The organism is Aminobacter sp. LjRoot7 (genome assembly GCF_964252895.1).
Taxonomy (GTDB): Bacteria; Pseudomonadota; Alphaproteobacteria; order Rhizobiales; family Rhizobiaceae; genus Aminobacter; species Aminobacter aminovorans_B.
In genome coordinates this window covers 134,751-148,939 of the sequence record NZ_CAXUPX020000006.1, presented here as the reverse complement: position 1 = coordinate 148,939, position 14,189 = coordinate 134,751, and the positions used below count along the sequence as shown (strand labels likewise).

Here is a 14,189-nt window from a genome sequence, read left to right as displayed (position 1 = left end):
ATACGAAAAATGCCGGGCTTGCACCCGGCATGCAGCGCAAGGGATGGCCCCACTCGCGCATCGACAAGTCGTTCTCCGCCCGGCCTATCCGCCGACAGCGTCGAGCCGCGCCTTCAGCGCTGCCACTTCCTCTTCCAGCAGGCGGACACGCTCTTCAAGCTCCGACATGGCGGGTGAGGCGGCGCTCGGTGCCCGGCTCGCGACAGTGGCGATAGCGGCGGCATCGACATCACCGGCCAAAAGATGCGCGAAGCGATCCTCGCGCTGGCCGGGGGCGCGGCCGATCTCCTTGACCAGCGCAGGCCTGCGGCCGATCAGCATGTCGAGTTCGCTGCGTACGGCGTCGGCATCGGCGAAGTTCGCCATGCGCTCGGCGCGGGCCTGCAATTCGTAGACCGTCTGCGGTCCACGCAGCAGAAGCAGGCCGATCAGCGTGCTCTGGTTGCGCGTCAGCGAGAATTTCTGCGCCATCTGGTGTTCGTAGCGCTCGACGCGCGAGGCAAATTGCTGCTTCGCCAGCCCCTTTGCCTGCAACGTGCCGAGCGCCCGGCTGATGTCGACGACCTCAAGCGCCATGACCGGCTCGCGCGACGTCTTCTGATTCGCGGCGGCAACCAGCGCATTCGACGTCATCGGATAGACGTCGGGCGTCAGTTCCTTCTTCTCGATCAGGCAGCCGAGCACACGTGCTTCGACCGGTGTGAGATGAGGAAGGTCCGTGTCCGTCATATCAGCTGTTACCTCAGACCCGCCGTTCAACCATCATCTTCTTGATCTCTGCGATCGCCTTGGCCGGGTTCAGGCCCTTCGGGCAGGTCTGGGCGCAGTTCATGATCGTGTGGCAGCGATAGAGCCGGAACGGATCCTCGAGATTGTCGAGGCGCTCGCCCTTGGCTTCATCGCGGCTGTCGATCAGCCAGCGGTAAGCCTGCAGCAGCGTTGCCGGTCCGAGATAGCGGTCGCCGTTCCACCAGTAGCTCGGGCACGAGGTCGAGCAGCAGGCGCACAGGATGCACTCGTAGAGCCCGTCGAGCTTCTGGCGGTCCTCATGGCTCTGCAGCCATTCCTTCGCTGGCTCCGGCGACACCGTCTTCAGCCACGGTTCGATCGAGCGGTGCTGGGCGTAGAAATTGGTGAGGTCGGGCACCAGGTCCTTGACGACAGGCATGTGCGGCAGCGGGTAGATCTTCACCGCGCCCGAAATGTCGTCGCAGCCCTTGGTGCAAGCCAGCGTGTTCGAGCCGTCGATGTTCATCGCGCAGGAACCGCAGATGCCTTCGCGGCAAGAGCGGCGCAGCGTCAGCGTCGGGTCGATCTTGTTCTTGATGTAGAGCAGCGCGTCCAGCACCATCGGGCCGCAATCGTCGACGTCGACGAAATAGGTGTCGATGCTCGGGTTTTCGCCGTCATCAGGCGACCAGCGGTAGATTCGGTACTCGCGCAGATTGGTAGCACCCTCCGGCTTCGGCCAGGTCTTGCCCGGCTTCACCTGCGAGTTCTTGGGGAGTGTCAGTTCGACCACGATCGGTTCCTCACAGCTTGGCGCGCAGTTCCTTGCGGATGACGAGCTTGAGCCCGCTCCACACGGCGTCCACGGCACAGACCTTTACGTCCACCAGCCCATTAGGCAGCACGACGTCGCGAATGACATCCTCGGTGATGTCGGTGGCGATCTTCGCTGCTTTCTTGGGCCAGGAGATCCAGACAGCGCCATCGGGCGCGATCATCTTCTTGAATGTCTCGACATTGCCCTCGAGATCGGCGCGCTTGCCGGTGAAGGCATGGACGATGTCATGCCGCTCGCCCGCATCACCAAGTGCTGCCCAGTCGAACTGCGCCACAGCCGAAAAGTCGCGCGCCGTAGCCAATCCCTGGAGATCATCCGGCAAGTTCACGAACACCACGCTCTGGCCGTCCTTAAGGCCGAGCTTGGCCGCAAGCGGCGTGGCGGAATATCCGGCATCTGGTAGCGTTGCGGCCATCATGCTGCCGCCCCCGCTGCCAGCCGGCGCATCTGCTGGCCGACGTCAACAGGCGACCATGGCGCCGTGTAAAGCTTGAGCAACGACAGCGGCGAACCATGCATGGCGTTGAGCCAGAGCTGGACCCTGAGGCTACCCCGCACAAAGCCCTGCTGCAGGAAATGGAACGGGTCGCGCCGCTTGACGTGGCGATGCGGCGTCCTGAGGTCGCCCATCGTCGTGTCGGCACCCGCCTGTGCGATCAGCCAGGGCGACGTGTGCATCACGTCGCAGCCATGCAGGCCGGCATTGGAAATGAAATCGTCGACCGGCACGGCCAGCTTGCCAGCCCTGGCGAGCAGCTGTTCGGCTGCCTTGCGCGTCACCAGATAACCGGCACCGCCGGAAGAAGGACGCATAGAGCGCACGAGCTTCGCAGCGCCCAGATCGGCGACCGGCACGGACAGCCTGCCGCCACCGCGCACGATGCCTTCCATCTTGATGATGTCGAAGGCAACGCCGCTGGCAAGAAGCCGGCGCATCGTCTCGGCAAAACCGTCGAGCGGCACCGCGTCGTCTTCCAGGATCACCGCATGGTCGTGGCCGGATGCCAGGAACGCCTTCAGAGCCAGCATATGGCTGGCAAAACATGCTTCCTCGACCAGTGCGAACATGCGGTTGCGCAGCGGGTTCCAGCCAATACCGTTGGGCGGCATATCAAGCTTCTGGCCGCGCACCGCAAGGACCTCGTCCGGCTTGCGCACATCGACCGCGGCGACGCGTTCAAGCGGCCATGGCATCGCGCCGAACAGCCGCTTGATTTCCACCCAGCGATGCGGCGAGCGATCGAGATTGATGGCGAAGAAAGCGAGTTCGCTCATCGCCGGCACTCCCGGCGCCAATTCTCCAAGCGCTTGTTGGCGCGCGCGCAAGCGAGGACGGCCGTTTCAGGCCCTCCAGCTTGCCTAACGCTGCGCCGCGTCTCGACCATGGCTCAGTACACCCGTGCCTTGGGTGCGATCTTGGCCAGGCTGATGCCGCCGTCTTCTTCCTTGAGCAGCGGCTCGGTGTGCACCGGCCGATAGGTCAGCGTCACCTTGCCGTCCTCGGCGACGTGGGCCAGCGTGTGCTGGCGCCAGTTCTCGTCGTCGCGGGCCGAGAAGTCCTCGCGGGCATGCGCGCCACGGCTTTCCTTGCGCGCTTCTGCGCCATAGACGGTGGCGATGGCGTTCGACATCAGGTTCTCGAGTTCCAGCGTCTCCACCAGGTCCGAGTTCCAGATCATCGAGCGGTCGAAGACCTTGATGTCCTTCATCTCGCCCCAGATCTCGGAGATGCGCTTGCAGCCCTGCTCGAGCGAATCCTGGGTGCGGAACACGGCAGCGTCTTCCTGCATCGCCTTCTGCATCTTCTCGCGCAGCACCGCCGTCGGCGTACCGCCATTGGCGTGACGCAAGCGGTCGAAGCGATCCATGATCCTTTCGACCGACGCCGCGTTCGGCGAGGGGATCGGCGCGTTGCGGTCGACGACCTGACCGGCGCGGATGGCGGCGGCGCGGCCGAACACCACGAGGTCGATCAGCGAGTTGGAGCCGAGACGGTTGGCGCCGTGCACCGAGGCGCAGCCGGCCTCGCCGACAGCCATCAAGCCGGGCGACACACGGTCCGGGTTTGCCTTGGTCGGGTTCAGCACCTCACCCCAGTAGTTGGTCGGGATGCCGCCCATGTTGTAGTGCACCGTCGGCAGCACCGGGATCGGTTCGCGGGTCACGTCGACGCCGGCGAAGATTTTTGCCGACTCGGAGATGCCAGGGAGCCTTTCGTGCAAGACCGCCGGATCGAGATGATCGAGGTGCAGGAAGATGTGGTCCTTGTTCTTGCCGACGCCGCGGCCGTCGCGGATTTCCAGCGTCATGCAGCGCGAAACCACGTCGCGCGACGCCAAGTCCTTGGCAGACGGTGCGTAGCGCTCCATGAAGCGCTCGCCTTCGGAATTGACGAGATAGCCGCCTTCGCCGCGTGCGCCTTCGGTGATCAGGCAGCCCGAGCCGTAGATGCCGGTCGGGTGGAACTGGACGAACTCCATGTCCTGCAGGGGCAGGCCGGCACGCGAGGCCATGCCGCCGCCGTCGCCGGTGCAGGTGTGGGCCGAGGTCGCCGAGAAGTAGGCGCGGCCATAGCCGCCGGTCGCCAGCACCACCATCTTCGCCGAGAAGCGGTGGATGGTGCCGTCGTCGAGGTTCCAGGCAACGACACCCGTGCAGGTGCCGTCCGGCTCCATGATCAGGTCAAGCGCGAAATACTCGATGAAGAACTGTGCGTTGTTCTTCAGCGACTGGCCGTAGAGCGTGTGCAGGATGGCATGGCCGGTACGGTCAGCGGCAGCACAGGTGCGCTGCACGGGCGGGCCGTCGCCATAGTTCATCATGTGGCCGCCGAACGGCCGCTGGTAGATCTTGCCCTCTTCGGTGCGCGAGAACGGCACACCGTAGTGCTCGAGCTCGTAGACCGCAGCCGGTGCTTCGCGCACCAGATATTCCATCGCGTCAACGTCGCCGAGCCAGTCGGAGCCCTTGACGGTGTCGTACATGTGCCACTGCCAGGAGTCAGGCCCCATGTTCTGCAGCGAGGCAGCGATGCCGCCCTGTGCTGCGACAGTGTGCGAGCGGGTCGGGAACACCTTGGTGATGCACGCCGTCTTCAGCCCCTGCTCGGCCATGCCGAGTGTGGCGCGCAGGCCGGCACCGCCGGCACCGACAACGACGACGTCGAACTTGTGATCGACATAGGTATAGGCGGAAGCTCCGCTGGTCTTGCCGTCCTTGGCCACCGTTTCAGCCTCCAAATGCAAGTTTGAGCAGGGCGAAGAGCGAAGCGACGCCGACTGCTACGGTAAAGAAAGTGTTGAGCATGATGAGCGTCACCTTGAGCAACTCGCCATGCACGTAGTCCTCGATCACCACCTGCATGCCGAGGCGCATGTGGTAGAGGCCCGAGACCAGCACCAGCGCCAGCACAAGCGACACCAGCGGATTGGCGAGCGAGGCGCGGACGGTTGCGAAATCGGCGCCGTTGAGCGCGATCAGCAGTCCAACGAAGAACAGCATCAGCGGAATGTTGGCGACCGCCGTCAGGCGCTGGCGCCAGAAATGCTCGGTGCCCTCGCGGGCCGAGCCGAGGCCGCGCACCTTGCCGAGCGCCGTACGCATGTCGTTGTTCGAGCCGCTCATCTTACGCTCCCCGCGCCATGTAGCCGACGACCCAGATCAGCGCCGTCAGCACGACCGAAGCGACGAGCGTCGCCCAGGCGAATTTCGAGGCGGTCTGCTTTTCAAGCGCAACGCCGGTGTCCCAGACCAGGTGGCGGATGCCGCCCAGCATGTGCAGCATCAAGGCCCAGGTGTAGCCGAGTAGCACCAGCTGGCCGATCCAGCTGCCGAACACCCAGCTGACGAATTCGAAATAGTGCTCGGAGGTCGCCGCCGCGATCAGCCACCAGGCGACCAGCAGCGTGCCGAAATACAGCGCGCAGCCGGTGATGCGGTGCAGGATCGAGGTCGTCATCGTCACCGGCGGACGATAGATGGTCAGGTGCGGCGACAGGGGCCGCGCACGCGAGGTGGCTTGGGTTGCTTGTGATTTGCTCATGGCTCCCCCGGTCTGCATCCGAGCGTGGCTATGTTTGAATACGGCGCCGTCGCACCGTTTTGCGACGTCGGACTGCGCGCTTTCTAAAGCTCTTTTTGCACCGCGTCAAAGTCAGAAAACCGTTCTGGCGCACCTATTTAGTCGCATCACGGCTTCAATCGATTGAACAAATGCCGCTGCTACCCGCATGGGTGAGTCGTCGCCAAACATGCCTGCGAAACAGGCAATGACGGCATCCCCCATCGGGACGATGCCCCGCTACCCGATCGTTGGCGCCGACTGGCGGCAGGCATGCCAAGGCAACGAAATATTAACCATGTTTGTTAAACTTTTCCGCCCAAACAGGCGCCAAGCCTTAACAAAGATTAAGAAACGGTTAATCTCCCGTTCGATCGAACAGGGAGATTTGCCCGATGCGCTTCATACTGGCTTTGACCGCAGCCGCGGCCCTGATGCTTGCCACAGCCATGGCGCTGACCTCTCCCGCAGCTGCTGGCGGTAGCCATGACCGCGTCTATGCCGATTCTTTCGGCAACCTGATCGTCGAAAGCACCACCGGCTACAAGCGCATCATCGTCGGCGAAGGCGCCTCCGCCCGCAAGCTCGCCGCCTACACCGGCTCGACCGGCCCGAAGGTCATCTATCTCGACGAACCGCGCGCGCAGCGCCACTGCTACCGCCCGCCCATGCTGCTCAAGGGCCGCAGCTACATGTATGGCTTCTCCGAAGGCGAAATTCCTCAGCCAGGCCTGGTTTGCCGCTGAACTGCCGCGTCGTCGCGGCTACCTGCCTGGCGGCTTGAGGCCGAACGGAACCACAGTTGATTCCGCATACACGGCGACCGCGCCCCAGACCCGGACGCAGTCGCGTCCGTCCTTTTTGGCTTCGTAGAGTGCAGAGTCGGCCCGCACCATCAGCTGGTCGATGCTTTCGCCTGCAACCAATTCGGCAACGCCAAAGCTTGCGGTAAAGCGGCAATCGGCCGGCAGGCCGTCGATCGGCATTCCGGAGAACGCCGAGCGCGCGCCTTCGGCAAACAGCCGCGCCGACGCGAGATGCGCGCCCGGCAGGATGATCGCGAATTCCTCGCCGCCGATTCGGCCGGCAACGTGATGCCCGGCCATCGATTCGCGGATGAACTGCGCAAACGCCTCGATGACACGGTCGCCCGAGGCATGGCCGTAGCTGTCGTTGATCGACTTGAAATGATCGAGGTCGGAGATGACGAGCGTGATCGGCAGGCCCTGGCGCGTGGCATCACGCATCGCACTGGCCGCTCGGCGCTGGAAGCCGCCGCGGTTGAGCAGGCCCGACAGCGCATCGGTTTCCGACTTCTGCGTCGCGTCGAGCAGGATATCTCGCACCAGGATCACCAGCAGCATCAGTGCGATCGACAGCGCGAACACCGTCCCCAGCGCCTGCGAGATCATCGCATAGGTGCTCTGCAGATAATGATGCGGGTCGGCACCCGGCCCGCCGACGGCGAGCGCCAGATAGGGCTTGGAGAAGAATTGCAGCGCGCTGGCAAAGAGCACGCCCGCCAAAACGTAGTCGAACTGGCTGAGCTGCCGGCGCGAACGCAGGATGGTCGCCGCTCCCACCGCCTGCGCGATCGCATAAGGCGTCTGGTAGGTCATCATGCGCAGCAGCGAATCGCGGGCAAAGCCCTGTGTGGCAAAGACGGCGACTGTCGTCATGACGAGGAACGCCGCCATTAGCCGCCATGCCGGCTGCGCCTCGTAGCGGCTGGCCAGCCCGACGTTCATCAACATCAGTGTGGCCAGGAAGGCGACGAAATTGGCGGTGACGATGAACCGCGTGTCCTCGAACATCGGAATCGCGAACTCGGTCCCGATGTAGACGATGCCGGTGAGATAGCAGAGCGCAAACCAGCGCGCCGAGTTGCGCCGCCCGTCATAGATGGCGATCGACATGAAAGCGCCGGCCAGGAGGCCGGCAACAAACACATTGATCGCAAGAATGAACTCGGCCCCGGTCATCGTCGACTGCAGTCTCCTTCGCGCGGATGAGACCACAGCCCGGCGAAAAAGACGTTAACGCAAGGGACGAAATGCCGGTCGTCCCCAATGGGCTGATACGAAAAAGGCGGCGGAGCATGTGCTCCGTCGCCTTGTCGATTTCTACTGCGGCCGGCTGGCCGCCGTCGTCAGTGCCAGTCGCGGATGTCGACGAAGTGGCCGGCGATCGCCGCCGCTGCCGCCATGGCCGGCGACACCAGATGGGTGCGGCCCTTGAAGCCCTGGCGTCCTTCGAAGTTGCGGTTCGAGGTCGAGGCGCAGCGCTCATGCGGCTTGAGACGGTCGTCGTTCATGGCGAGGCACATCGAGCAGCCCGGCTCGCGCCAGTCGAAGCCGGCGGCAACGAAGATCTTGTCGAGACCTTCGGCTTCCGCCTGTTCCTTGACCAAGCCCGAGCCCGGCACGATCATCGCGCTGACGGTCGAAGCGACCTTGCGGCCCTCGACGACCTTGGCGACGGCGCGCAAATCCTCGATGCGGCCGTTGGTGCACGAGCCGATGAAGACGCGATCGACCGAGATGTCGGTGATCTTGGTGCCGGCGGTCAGGCCCATATAGTCGAGCGCGCGCTTCTTGGAGTTGCGCTTGTTCTCGTCCTCGATCACTTCCGCATCCGGCACAACGCCGGTCACGGCAACGACATCCTCGGGCGACGAGCCCCAGGTGACGATAGGCGGCAGCTTGGCGGCGTCGAGCACGATGACCTTGTCGAAATGCGCGCCCTCGTCCGAATGCAGCGTCTTCCAGTATTCGAGCGCCATGTCGAAGGCCTTGCCCTTCGGTGCGCGCGGCTTGTCCTGGACGTAGGCGTAGGTCTTTTCGTCGGGCGCAATCAGGCCGGCGCGGGCGCCGCCCTCGATCGACATGTTGCAGATCGTCATGCGGCCTTCCATCGACAGCGCGCGGATCGCCTCGCCGGCATATTCGATGACGTAGCCGGTGCCGCCGGCAGTGCCGATCTCGCCAATGATGGCGAGCACGATGTCCTTGGCGGTCACGCCTTCCGGCAGTTGGCCGTCGACACGCACCAGCATGTTCTTGGCCTTCTTCTGGATCAGCGTCTGGGTCGCCAGGACGTGTTCCACTTCAGAGGTACCGATGCCGTGCGCCAGTGCGCCAAAAGCGCCGTGCGTCGAAGTGTGGCTGTCGCCGCAGACAATCGTCATGCCCGGCAGGGTGAAGCCCTGCTCGGGGCCGACGATGTGGACGATGCCCTGGCGCTTGTCGTTCTCGGAGTAGTACTCGACGCCGAAATCGGCCGAGTTCTTGGCCAGCGCCTCGACCTGGATACGGCTTTCCTCATTCTTGATGCCGTTCTTGCGGTCCGGCGAGGTCGGCACGTTGTGGTCGACGACGGCAAGCGTCTTCTCGGGATGACGCACGGTGCGGCCGGTCATGCGCAGGCCTTCGAAGGCCTGCGGGCTCGTCACTTCGTGCACAAGATGACGGTCGATATAGAGCAGGCAGGTGCCGTCGTCCTGGCGGTCGACGATATGGTCGTCAAAGATCTTGTCGTAGAGGGTACGCGGTGCGCTCATGGCTTTGGATCCGTCGATATGAAACTTGGGAAGGCGAAAGGGCGCGCCAAAGGCCCGTCGGCTCAGCGCAAGCGACTAGATAAGTCGGCTGGTCAACGCGCCTGAAATCCGGGCAAAGAATCGCGACGGCAGGCGCTTGTGGTCCTGCAGCACGAAACCCTTGTAGGCCGGATCTCCAAAGAGTGCTTCCATAAGCGGCTCAATACCAATCTTTTGACGTTCCGGCAATCGCAAGCTCCGCCTGGCCCAAGCGGCATGATGGCGAGCATCCAGCGGACCCGGCTGCTGGACGCCGCACAGGCACTAGGCGACGCGTCCCAGCGCAGTTTCACCCCCGCGCAGACCATGCCGGTCGGCCCAGGCTGAAATCGCGGCAGCGATCGCCTCCGGCTGGTCCTCGGGCGCTGCGTGGCGGGCTGGACCGCAGTTCTCGATCTCGAGGCTGGCGATGTTATCCGCGCACCACCGGGTCATCTCCTTCCCGATCATCAGCGTCTCCACCGAACCCTCGAAGGTCAAAAGCAGCTTGGGCACGCCGCCGCTCTTGGCCAGCCAGCGGTCATAGGCTTCGATGCGGGCAATCACCTCGGCCGGCTCGCCTTCGATCGGCATGGCACGCGGCCAGGCAAGCAACGGCCGCCGGCTTTCGCGCGTCGGATAGGGCTTGCGGTAGACATCGAGGTCTTCGTCGCTCAGGCCGTTGAGCACGGTGGCGCGCAAGGCGAACTCGATGAAGAAGTTCTCGTCCAGAACCTTGGTCTCGCCGGTGCCCGCACCGCGCAGCGCCTCATAGCGCGGCCTGGCGCTTTCAGGGAAATCGGCCCATGTCATCGGCCGCACGATCGTCTCCATGACAGCCAGCCCGCGCACCCGCCCGGGATGGCACGCCGCCCAGTCGAAGGCCAGCGCCCCGCCCCAATCGTGGCCAACCAGCACCACCTCCTCCAAGCCCATCGCCTCGAACCAGGCGTCGAGATAGCGGGCGTGGTCGTCGAAGCTGTAGGCGATATCGGGCTTGCCCGAACCGCCCATGCCGATCAGGTCCGGCGCCAGGCAGCGCACGCCGTCGCCGATGCCGGGCAGCACGTTGCGCCACAGATAAGACGAGGTCGGGTTGCCGTGCAGGAACACGAACGGCACGCCCTGGCCCACGTCGACATAGGAGATTGTCGAGTCGAGTACGCTGATTTCAGGCATCTGGCTTTCCTTTCCGTCGCTCAAGTAGTAAGGTACCTGTCTAATATCAATTAGTCAGGTACCTGTCTATCTTGAAAGAGACGATTCCGGAAAATCCGCCGCTCGGCCTGTTGCTGCGCCTCGTCCACCAGCATTGGACCCAGGCTGTCGACACCGCCCTCGACGCCGCCGGCTTCGGCGACATCCGCCCGCCGCATGCCAACGTCTTCACCTTCACCCCATCGGAAGGCATCCAGGTCAGCGAACTGACCAAGCTCGCCCATGTCCGCAAGCAGACGATGACTCAGGCCGTCGAGGAGCTGGAGAAGCTTGGTTATGTCGAGCGCCGGCCCGATCCCAACGACCGCCGCGGCCGCCTCGTCTTCCTCACCGAACGCGGCAAGGCGGTGCGCCCCATCGCATCCGCCACCGGGCGCAAGGTCGACGAACGCTGGGCCGAACTCACCAGCCCGCAAGAGATGGAGGCGCTGCGCCAGTCGCTCCGCCAGCTGTTCGAAAAGGTGCGCGACGATGTGCCAGCCCGGCCGGGCGCCGATTCCGAAGGCTGATTAGCCGGCCTTGCCCTTGACCGGCTTGCGCGCCCCGGGCCTCTCGTCACGCTTGTCCTCGCTGAGATCGAACTTGACCTCGAACCTGTGCAGCAGACCGAGCACGCAAAGCGCAAGCAAGGTGACGAACGCCGCGATCTGCCAGAGCCCGAGCCCGGCGGCGAGGCCGATGGCGCCCGCCAGCCACATGCCGGCGCCCGTCGTCAGCCCCTGCACCTCGCCCCTGCTGAAAAACACCACGCCGGCGGCAAGGAAGGCGACACCTGCCGTGACGGCCTCGACCACGCGGATCGGGTCGACCTTGGCGCCGTCCTTGAGAACATCGGGTCCAAACATCGGCGCATGCACGATCTCGATGGTCAGCAGCGCGAAGGTCGCCGCTGCCACGCAAATGAGGATATGTGTCCTCAGGCCTGCCGGCCGGTTGCGCCATTCGCGTTCGAAACCGATGGCCGCGCCGAAGGCGGCTGCCAGCAACATGCGCGCGACGATGACGGGAAACGAGGTGTAGGTCGGATGGCCGAATTCCTCGACGAGTTGTTCCATGGGGCCCTCATGATGGTTCGGCCCCCAACGCGCCATGGCAAGGCTGGTTCCGCCGCGCCAGCCTGAATGAGCCCCTAAACGGGGCCATCTTGCTCAGAACGGCTTGACGATCACGAGCCCGACAATGCCGAGCAACAGCAGACCGACCAGCCAATGCAGCTTCAGAACGATGGCAGCCGGCTTCGCCAGCCTGGCGCCGGCGAGTTGGCGTAACTGTCCCGACAGCACGCCATGCAGGCCCGACATCGCCACGACGAGCGTGAGCTTGGCATGCAGCCAGGCGTCGCCGAAAGAACCGAGGTCATAAGCGAGATAGAGCCCCAGAGCCCAGACGAGCATCATCGCCGGCGTCGACAGCATCGAGAAACCGGCGCGCAATTGTGCCGCCTGCCGCGAATCGACGCCACCGGCCGCCGCCATGCGCGACAGGGTCAGCGGCACGAAGATCATGCCCGACATCCAGACCACCATCGCCACGACATGCAGCGACTTGATGACGAGATAGCTCATAGGCCTGCCGTCTGGTTGGCCGCCCTGGCGGCGAGGTAGCGGTCATTGATGAAGGTGCCGAACGGCACGAGGCAGGCCAGGCCGGTGCGCAGCATCCCCCTGGGCGACCAGCCGCCGCCGGAAAAATTGTCGACCAGGCAAACGACGTAGAACACGAAGGCGAGGCCATGGACCGGCCCGGCCGCGCTGGCGATTGCGGGATAGCCGGCCAGATGTTTCATCGGCACGGCGATCAGCACCAGGAAAAGCAGGGTGCTGCCTTCGAACAGGCCTGCGAGGCGCAGGCGCGAGAGTGGATTGGCGAGGGTCTTGCGAATGGTTTCCATGCCGCGAGATTTGTTCGCGGCAGCGCTGCGGGCAATCGTCCATCCGGTCGCAGAGGCCGAATGACGCGCGACATATCAGACAACCCTGAATATATACGCCTTGACCAGCACATCCGGCTCGGCCACCGCAAAGGCCCGGAAAGCAGGGCTTTCCTCGACCGCACGCCATCTTCCCTTCGCTTCCAGCTCGGCGAACTTCGCGCGGAAACCGCCTGCCTCCAGCACCACGTCGCGCACGGTGAAGATGACGAAACCATCAGACCGCGTGATCCGGACCAGTTCGTCCAGGCTGGATGCTGGCGCGTGGCCTGCCGTGAATACCCCCGTCGAGAAGACGGCGGCGAAATGCCCATCGGCCCATGGCAGCGACCCGCCCAGTGCCGCCCTTGTCAGCGCCCTGTAGCCGCCACGCGCCCGCGCCAGGCCGAGCATTTCGTCGGAAAGGTCGAGCCCCTCGAGGTCGTCATAGCCGAGCGCCTGCAGATACGGCCCCGACAGCCCGGTGCCACAGCCGGCGTCGAGCAACGGTCCTTCGCCCTTGGGCACGTGCCGCGCCACCCATGCCGAGATCACGAAGGGCAGGCAGTAGCCGAGTGCTGCCGTCTCGGTGTCGTAGCCATTCGCCCAAGCCGCATAGGCCGTGGCCAGTTCCGTCTCCGTCTGTGCCGCATAGACCATGTCGAGCGCGGTCTTGTCGGCATCTCCGGTCATGGCGTGACGTCCCTCCGCATCCGCCGCTCCAGCGCCCTCAGGCTGAGCGACAGCCCGACGGTCAGAAGCAGGTAGACATAGGCTACGATGGAATAGGTCTCGAAGAAACGGAACGAGCCTGAGGCATAGACCTTGGCCATCTGGGTTATGTCGGCGACGCCGAGCACCGAGACCAACGAAGAGTCCTTCACCATGGCGATGAAGTCGTTGCCATAGGGCGGCAGGATGGTCCTGAAGGCCTGAGGCCAGACGATCAGCCGGAAGCGCTGGTAGCGCGACAGCCCCAGCGCCTTCGCCGCCTCGATCTGGCCGATGTCGACGGCCTGGATGCCGGCGCGGAAAATCTCGGCGATGAAGGACGAGTAGGCGACCGTCAGCGCGATGATCGCCCGCCACAGCAGCGAGAAGTCGCGCACCTGCATCGGCTCGACCAGCCCAGCCGACTGCAGCGGAATGGTCACCCAGTTCCATGCCGCCACGAATGCCGGCGCGCCGACGAAGGCGATCCAGAACAGCAGCACAAGGATCGGCAGCCCGCGGATGATCTCGACATAGAAGCGCGAGACCTGGCGCAGCACCTTGGAGTTCGACAACCCGAGCAAGGCGATGAACAGGCCCAATGCCGAGGCCATGGCGAAAGCGACGATGGTGACGAAAAGCGTCACCCAAAGCCCTTTGACCAGCGTCGACAGGATCTGGCCGTAGACGTCGCTGGCCGCGATCGTGACTGCGGAAACAACACCGATCGCCACAGCGGCCACCAGCCACCACGGGAAATCGTCCTTCTTGACCCGGTACTGGCTCATGCCGCGTCCTGCCGTGGCCCGGCAAAGGAATGCGGCAGCGTCTCGAACTGGTCGAGCAGGGCAACCACCCTACGGCCGCCCGCCGTCAGCGCATAGACCACGCCGCGCGGAAAGGCGGCGGTCTCGTCGCGCTCGATAAGCCCGCGCCGCAACAAACCGTCCAGCCGCTCCGACAGCACCTTGGCGGTGATGCCGGGCAGTCGCGCCACAAGCTCGCCATGCCGCTTCTGCCCCACCGACAACTGCCACAACACCAGCGCGTTCCAGCGGTGACCGAGAAAGGAAAGCCAGTCCTCTACCGGGCACACCTCCGGCCGCCGTGGCACCGGCACCTCGCGCTCGCTGGTCGCGGTCATCTC

18 protein-coding genes are annotated in these 14,189 nt (G+C 64.4%); 2 read left to right on the top strand and 16 right to left on the bottom strand.

Annotation, left to right across the window (positions count from 1 at the left end):
- Positions 1-84: 84 nt before the first annotated feature.
- The 7 genes from ACSQ3E_RS18050 to sdhC all read right to left on the bottom strand — a co-directional run bounded on the left by ACSQ3E_RS18050 (position 85) and on the right by sdhC (position 5,609).
- Positions 85-729, bottom strand: a complete 645-nt coding sequence (locus tag ACSQ3E_RS18050; protein WP_436123759.1) for a YceH family protein — start codon at positions 727-729, stop codon at positions 85-87.
- A 13-nt stretch (positions 730-742) separates the two neighbouring features.
- On the bottom strand, positions 743-1,522 hold the full coding sequence (locus tag ACSQ3E_RS18045; protein ID WP_310326313.1) for a succinate dehydrogenase iron-sulfur subunit: 780 nt from the start codon (positions 1,520-1,522) through the stop codon (positions 743-745).
- A 10-nt stretch (positions 1,523-1,532) separates the two neighbouring features.
- Positions 1,533-1,982 (bottom strand): DUF3052 domain-containing protein, encoded by a 450-nt coding sequence (locus tag ACSQ3E_RS18040; RefSeq protein WP_436123889.1) that lies wholly within the window; start codon positions 1,980-1,982, stop codon positions 1,533-1,535.
- Positions 1,982-2,842, bottom strand: coding sequence for a glycosyltransferase family 25 protein (locus ACSQ3E_RS18035; protein ID WP_436123758.1), 861 nt, complete (start codon positions 2,840-2,842; stop codon positions 1,982-1,984). Before ACSQ3E_RS18035 ends, ACSQ3E_RS18040 begins: the two co-directional genes overlap by 1 nt.
- A gap of 113 nt (positions 2,843-2,955) precedes the next feature.
- Entirely contained in the window at positions 2,956-4,791 is a 1,836-nt protein-coding gene (gene sdhA / locus ACSQ3E_RS18030; protein WP_436123757.1) for a succinate dehydrogenase flavoprotein subunit, read from the bottom strand.
- Between the two features lie 4 nt (positions 4,792-4,795).
- A complete protein-coding gene (gene sdhD / locus ACSQ3E_RS18025) occupies positions 4,796-5,191 on the bottom strand; it encodes a succinate dehydrogenase, hydrophobic membrane anchor protein (RefSeq protein ID WP_214392765.1) in 396 nt (131 codons plus the stop codon).
- A 1-nt stretch (position 5,192) separates the two neighbouring features.
- Positions 5,193-5,609 carry a succinate dehydrogenase, cytochrome b556 subunit gene (gene sdhC, locus ACSQ3E_RS18020; RefSeq protein ID WP_436123756.1) on the bottom strand — a complete coding sequence of 139 codons (417 nt, stop codon included), beginning with the start codon at positions 5,607-5,609 and terminating at the stop codon, positions 5,193-5,195.
- A 413-nt stretch (positions 5,610-6,022) separates the two neighbouring features.
- Between sdhC and ACSQ3E_RS18015 the strand changes: the two genes are divergently transcribed.
- Positions 6,023-6,373 carry a hypothetical protein gene (locus ACSQ3E_RS18015; protein ID WP_436123755.1) on the top strand — a complete coding sequence of 117 codons (351 nt, stop codon included), beginning with the start codon at positions 6,023-6,025 and terminating at the stop codon, positions 6,371-6,373.
- An 18-nt stretch (positions 6,374-6,391) separates the two neighbouring features.
- Here ACSQ3E_RS18015 and ACSQ3E_RS18010 read toward each other — a convergent pair whose 3' ends face one another.
- The 3 genes from ACSQ3E_RS18010 to ACSQ3E_RS18000 form a co-directional block, all read right to left on the bottom strand.
- Complete coding sequence (locus tag ACSQ3E_RS18010) at positions 6,392-7,609, bottom strand: GGDEF domain-containing protein (RefSeq protein WP_310326326.1); 1,218 nt, start codon at positions 7,607-7,609, stop codon at positions 6,392-6,394.
- A gap of 167 nt (positions 7,610-7,776) precedes the next feature.
- A complete protein-coding gene (gene leuC, locus ACSQ3E_RS18005; protein WP_310326328.1) occupies positions 7,777-9,186 on the bottom strand; it encodes a 3-isopropylmalate dehydratase large subunit in 1,410 nt (469 codons plus the stop codon).
- Between the two features lie 303 nt (positions 9,187-9,489).
- Entirely contained in the window at positions 9,490-10,383 is an 894-nt protein-coding gene (locus tag ACSQ3E_RS18000; protein WP_436123754.1) for a haloalkane dehalogenase, read from the bottom strand.
- Between the two features lie 71 nt (positions 10,384-10,454).
- Between ACSQ3E_RS18000 and ACSQ3E_RS17995 the strand changes: the two genes are divergently transcribed.
- Complete coding sequence (locus ACSQ3E_RS17995; protein ID WP_436123753.1) at positions 10,455-10,931, top strand: MarR family winged helix-turn-helix transcriptional regulator; 477 nt, start codon at positions 10,455-10,457, stop codon at positions 10,929-10,931.
- On the opposite strand, the gene ACSQ3E_RS17990 is transcribed toward ACSQ3E_RS17995, so the two are convergent.
- The 6 genes from ACSQ3E_RS17990 to ACSQ3E_RS17965 form a co-directional block, all read right to left on the bottom strand.
- A complete protein-coding gene (locus tag ACSQ3E_RS17990) occupies positions 10,932-11,477 on the bottom strand; it encodes an MgtC/SapB family protein (RefSeq protein ID WP_436123752.1) in 546 nt (181 codons plus the stop codon). It lies immediately after the preceding gene.
- Between the two features lie 93 nt (positions 11,478-11,570).
- Positions 11,571-11,987 carry a CopD family protein gene (locus ACSQ3E_RS17985; RefSeq protein ID WP_436123751.1) on the bottom strand — a complete coding sequence of 139 codons (417 nt, stop codon included), beginning with the start codon at positions 11,985-11,987 and terminating at the stop codon, positions 11,571-11,573.
- Entirely contained in the window at positions 11,984-12,313 is a 330-nt protein-coding gene (locus tag ACSQ3E_RS17980) for a DUF3817 domain-containing protein (RefSeq protein ID WP_436123750.1), read from the bottom strand. Before ACSQ3E_RS17980 ends, ACSQ3E_RS17985 begins: the two co-directional genes overlap by 4 nt.
- A 75-nt stretch (positions 12,314-12,388) precedes the next feature.
- Positions 12,389-13,024: a class I SAM-dependent DNA methyltransferase gene (locus tag ACSQ3E_RS17975; protein ID WP_436123749.1), complete on the bottom strand. Its 636-nt coding sequence runs from the start codon at positions 13,022-13,024 to the stop codon at positions 12,389-12,391.
- A complete protein-coding gene (locus tag ACSQ3E_RS17970; protein WP_310326343.1) occupies positions 13,021-13,830 on the bottom strand; it encodes an amino acid ABC transporter permease in 810 nt (269 codons plus the stop codon). Before ACSQ3E_RS17970 ends, ACSQ3E_RS17975 begins: the two co-directional genes overlap by 4 nt.
- Positions 13,827-14,186 (bottom strand): winged helix-turn-helix transcriptional regulator, encoded by a 360-nt coding sequence (locus ACSQ3E_RS17965; RefSeq protein ID WP_436123748.1) that lies wholly within the window; start codon positions 14,184-14,186, stop codon positions 13,827-13,829. The genes ACSQ3E_RS17970 and ACSQ3E_RS17965 overlap by 4 nt, the downstream gene beginning before the upstream one ends.
- Between the last annotated feature and the right edge of the window lie 3 nt (positions 14,187-14,189).

What these genes read in the sequence shown, in the direction of transcription:
- ACSQ3E_RS17975 (WP_436123749.1), bottom strand. Translation starts at nt 13,024, where the DNA reads ATGACCGGAGATGCCGACAAGACCGCGCTCGACATGGTCTATGCGGCA.
- ACSQ3E_RS18010 (WP_310326326.1), bottom strand. Translation starts at nt 7,609, where the DNA reads ATGACCGGGGCCGAGTTCATTCTTGCGATCAATGTGTTTGTTGCCGGC.
- ACSQ3E_RS18000 (WP_436123754.1), bottom strand. Translation starts at nt 10,383, where the DNA reads ATGCCTGAAATCAGCGTACTCGACTCGACAATCTCCTATGTCGACGTG.
- ACSQ3E_RS17990 (WP_436123752.1), bottom strand. Translation starts at nt 11,477, where the DNA reads ATGGAACAACTCGTCGAGGAATTCGGCCATCCGACCTACACCTCGTTT.
- ACSQ3E_RS18050 (WP_436123759.1), bottom strand. Translation starts at nt 729, where the DNA reads ATGACGGACACGGACCTTCCTCATCTCACACCGGTCGAAGCACGTGTG.
- leuC (WP_310326328.1), bottom strand. Translation starts at nt 9,186, where the DNA reads ATGAGCGCACCGCGTACCCTCTACGACAAGATCTTTGACGACCATATC.
- ACSQ3E_RS17970 (WP_310326343.1), bottom strand. Translation starts at nt 13,830, where the DNA reads ATGAGCCAGTACCGGGTCAAGAAGGACGATTTCCCGTGGTGGCTGGTG.
- sdhC (WP_436123756.1), bottom strand. Translation starts at nt 5,609, where the DNA reads ATGAGCAAATCACAAGCAACCCAAGCCACCTCGCGTGCGCGGCCCCTG.
- ACSQ3E_RS17980 (WP_436123750.1), bottom strand. Translation starts at nt 12,313, where the DNA reads ATGGAAACCATTCGCAAGACCCTCGCCAATCCACTCTCGCGCCTGCGC.
- ACSQ3E_RS18035 (WP_436123758.1), bottom strand. Translation starts at nt 2,842, where the DNA reads ATGAGCGAACTCGCTTTCTTCGCCATCAATCTCGATCGCTCGCCGCAT.
- ACSQ3E_RS17985 (WP_436123751.1), bottom strand. Translation starts at nt 11,987, where the DNA reads ATGAGCTATCTCGTCATCAAGTCGCTGCATGTCGTGGCGATGGTGGTC.
- ACSQ3E_RS18015 (WP_436123755.1), top strand. Translation starts at nt 6,023, where the DNA reads ATGCGCTTCATACTGGCTTTGACCGCAGCCGCGGCCCTGATGCTTGCC.
- sdhD (WP_214392765.1), bottom strand. Translation starts at nt 5,191, where the DNA reads ATGAGCGGCTCGAACAACGACATGCGTACGGCGCTCGGCAAGGTGCGC.
- ACSQ3E_RS18040 (WP_436123889.1), bottom strand. Translation starts at nt 1,982, where the DNA reads ATGGCCGCAACGCTACCAGATGCCGGATATTCCGCCACGCCGCTTGCG.
- ACSQ3E_RS17965 (WP_436123748.1), bottom strand. Translation starts at nt 14,186, where the DNA reads ATGACCGCGACCAGCGAGCGCGAGGTGCCGGTGCCACGGCGGCCGGAG.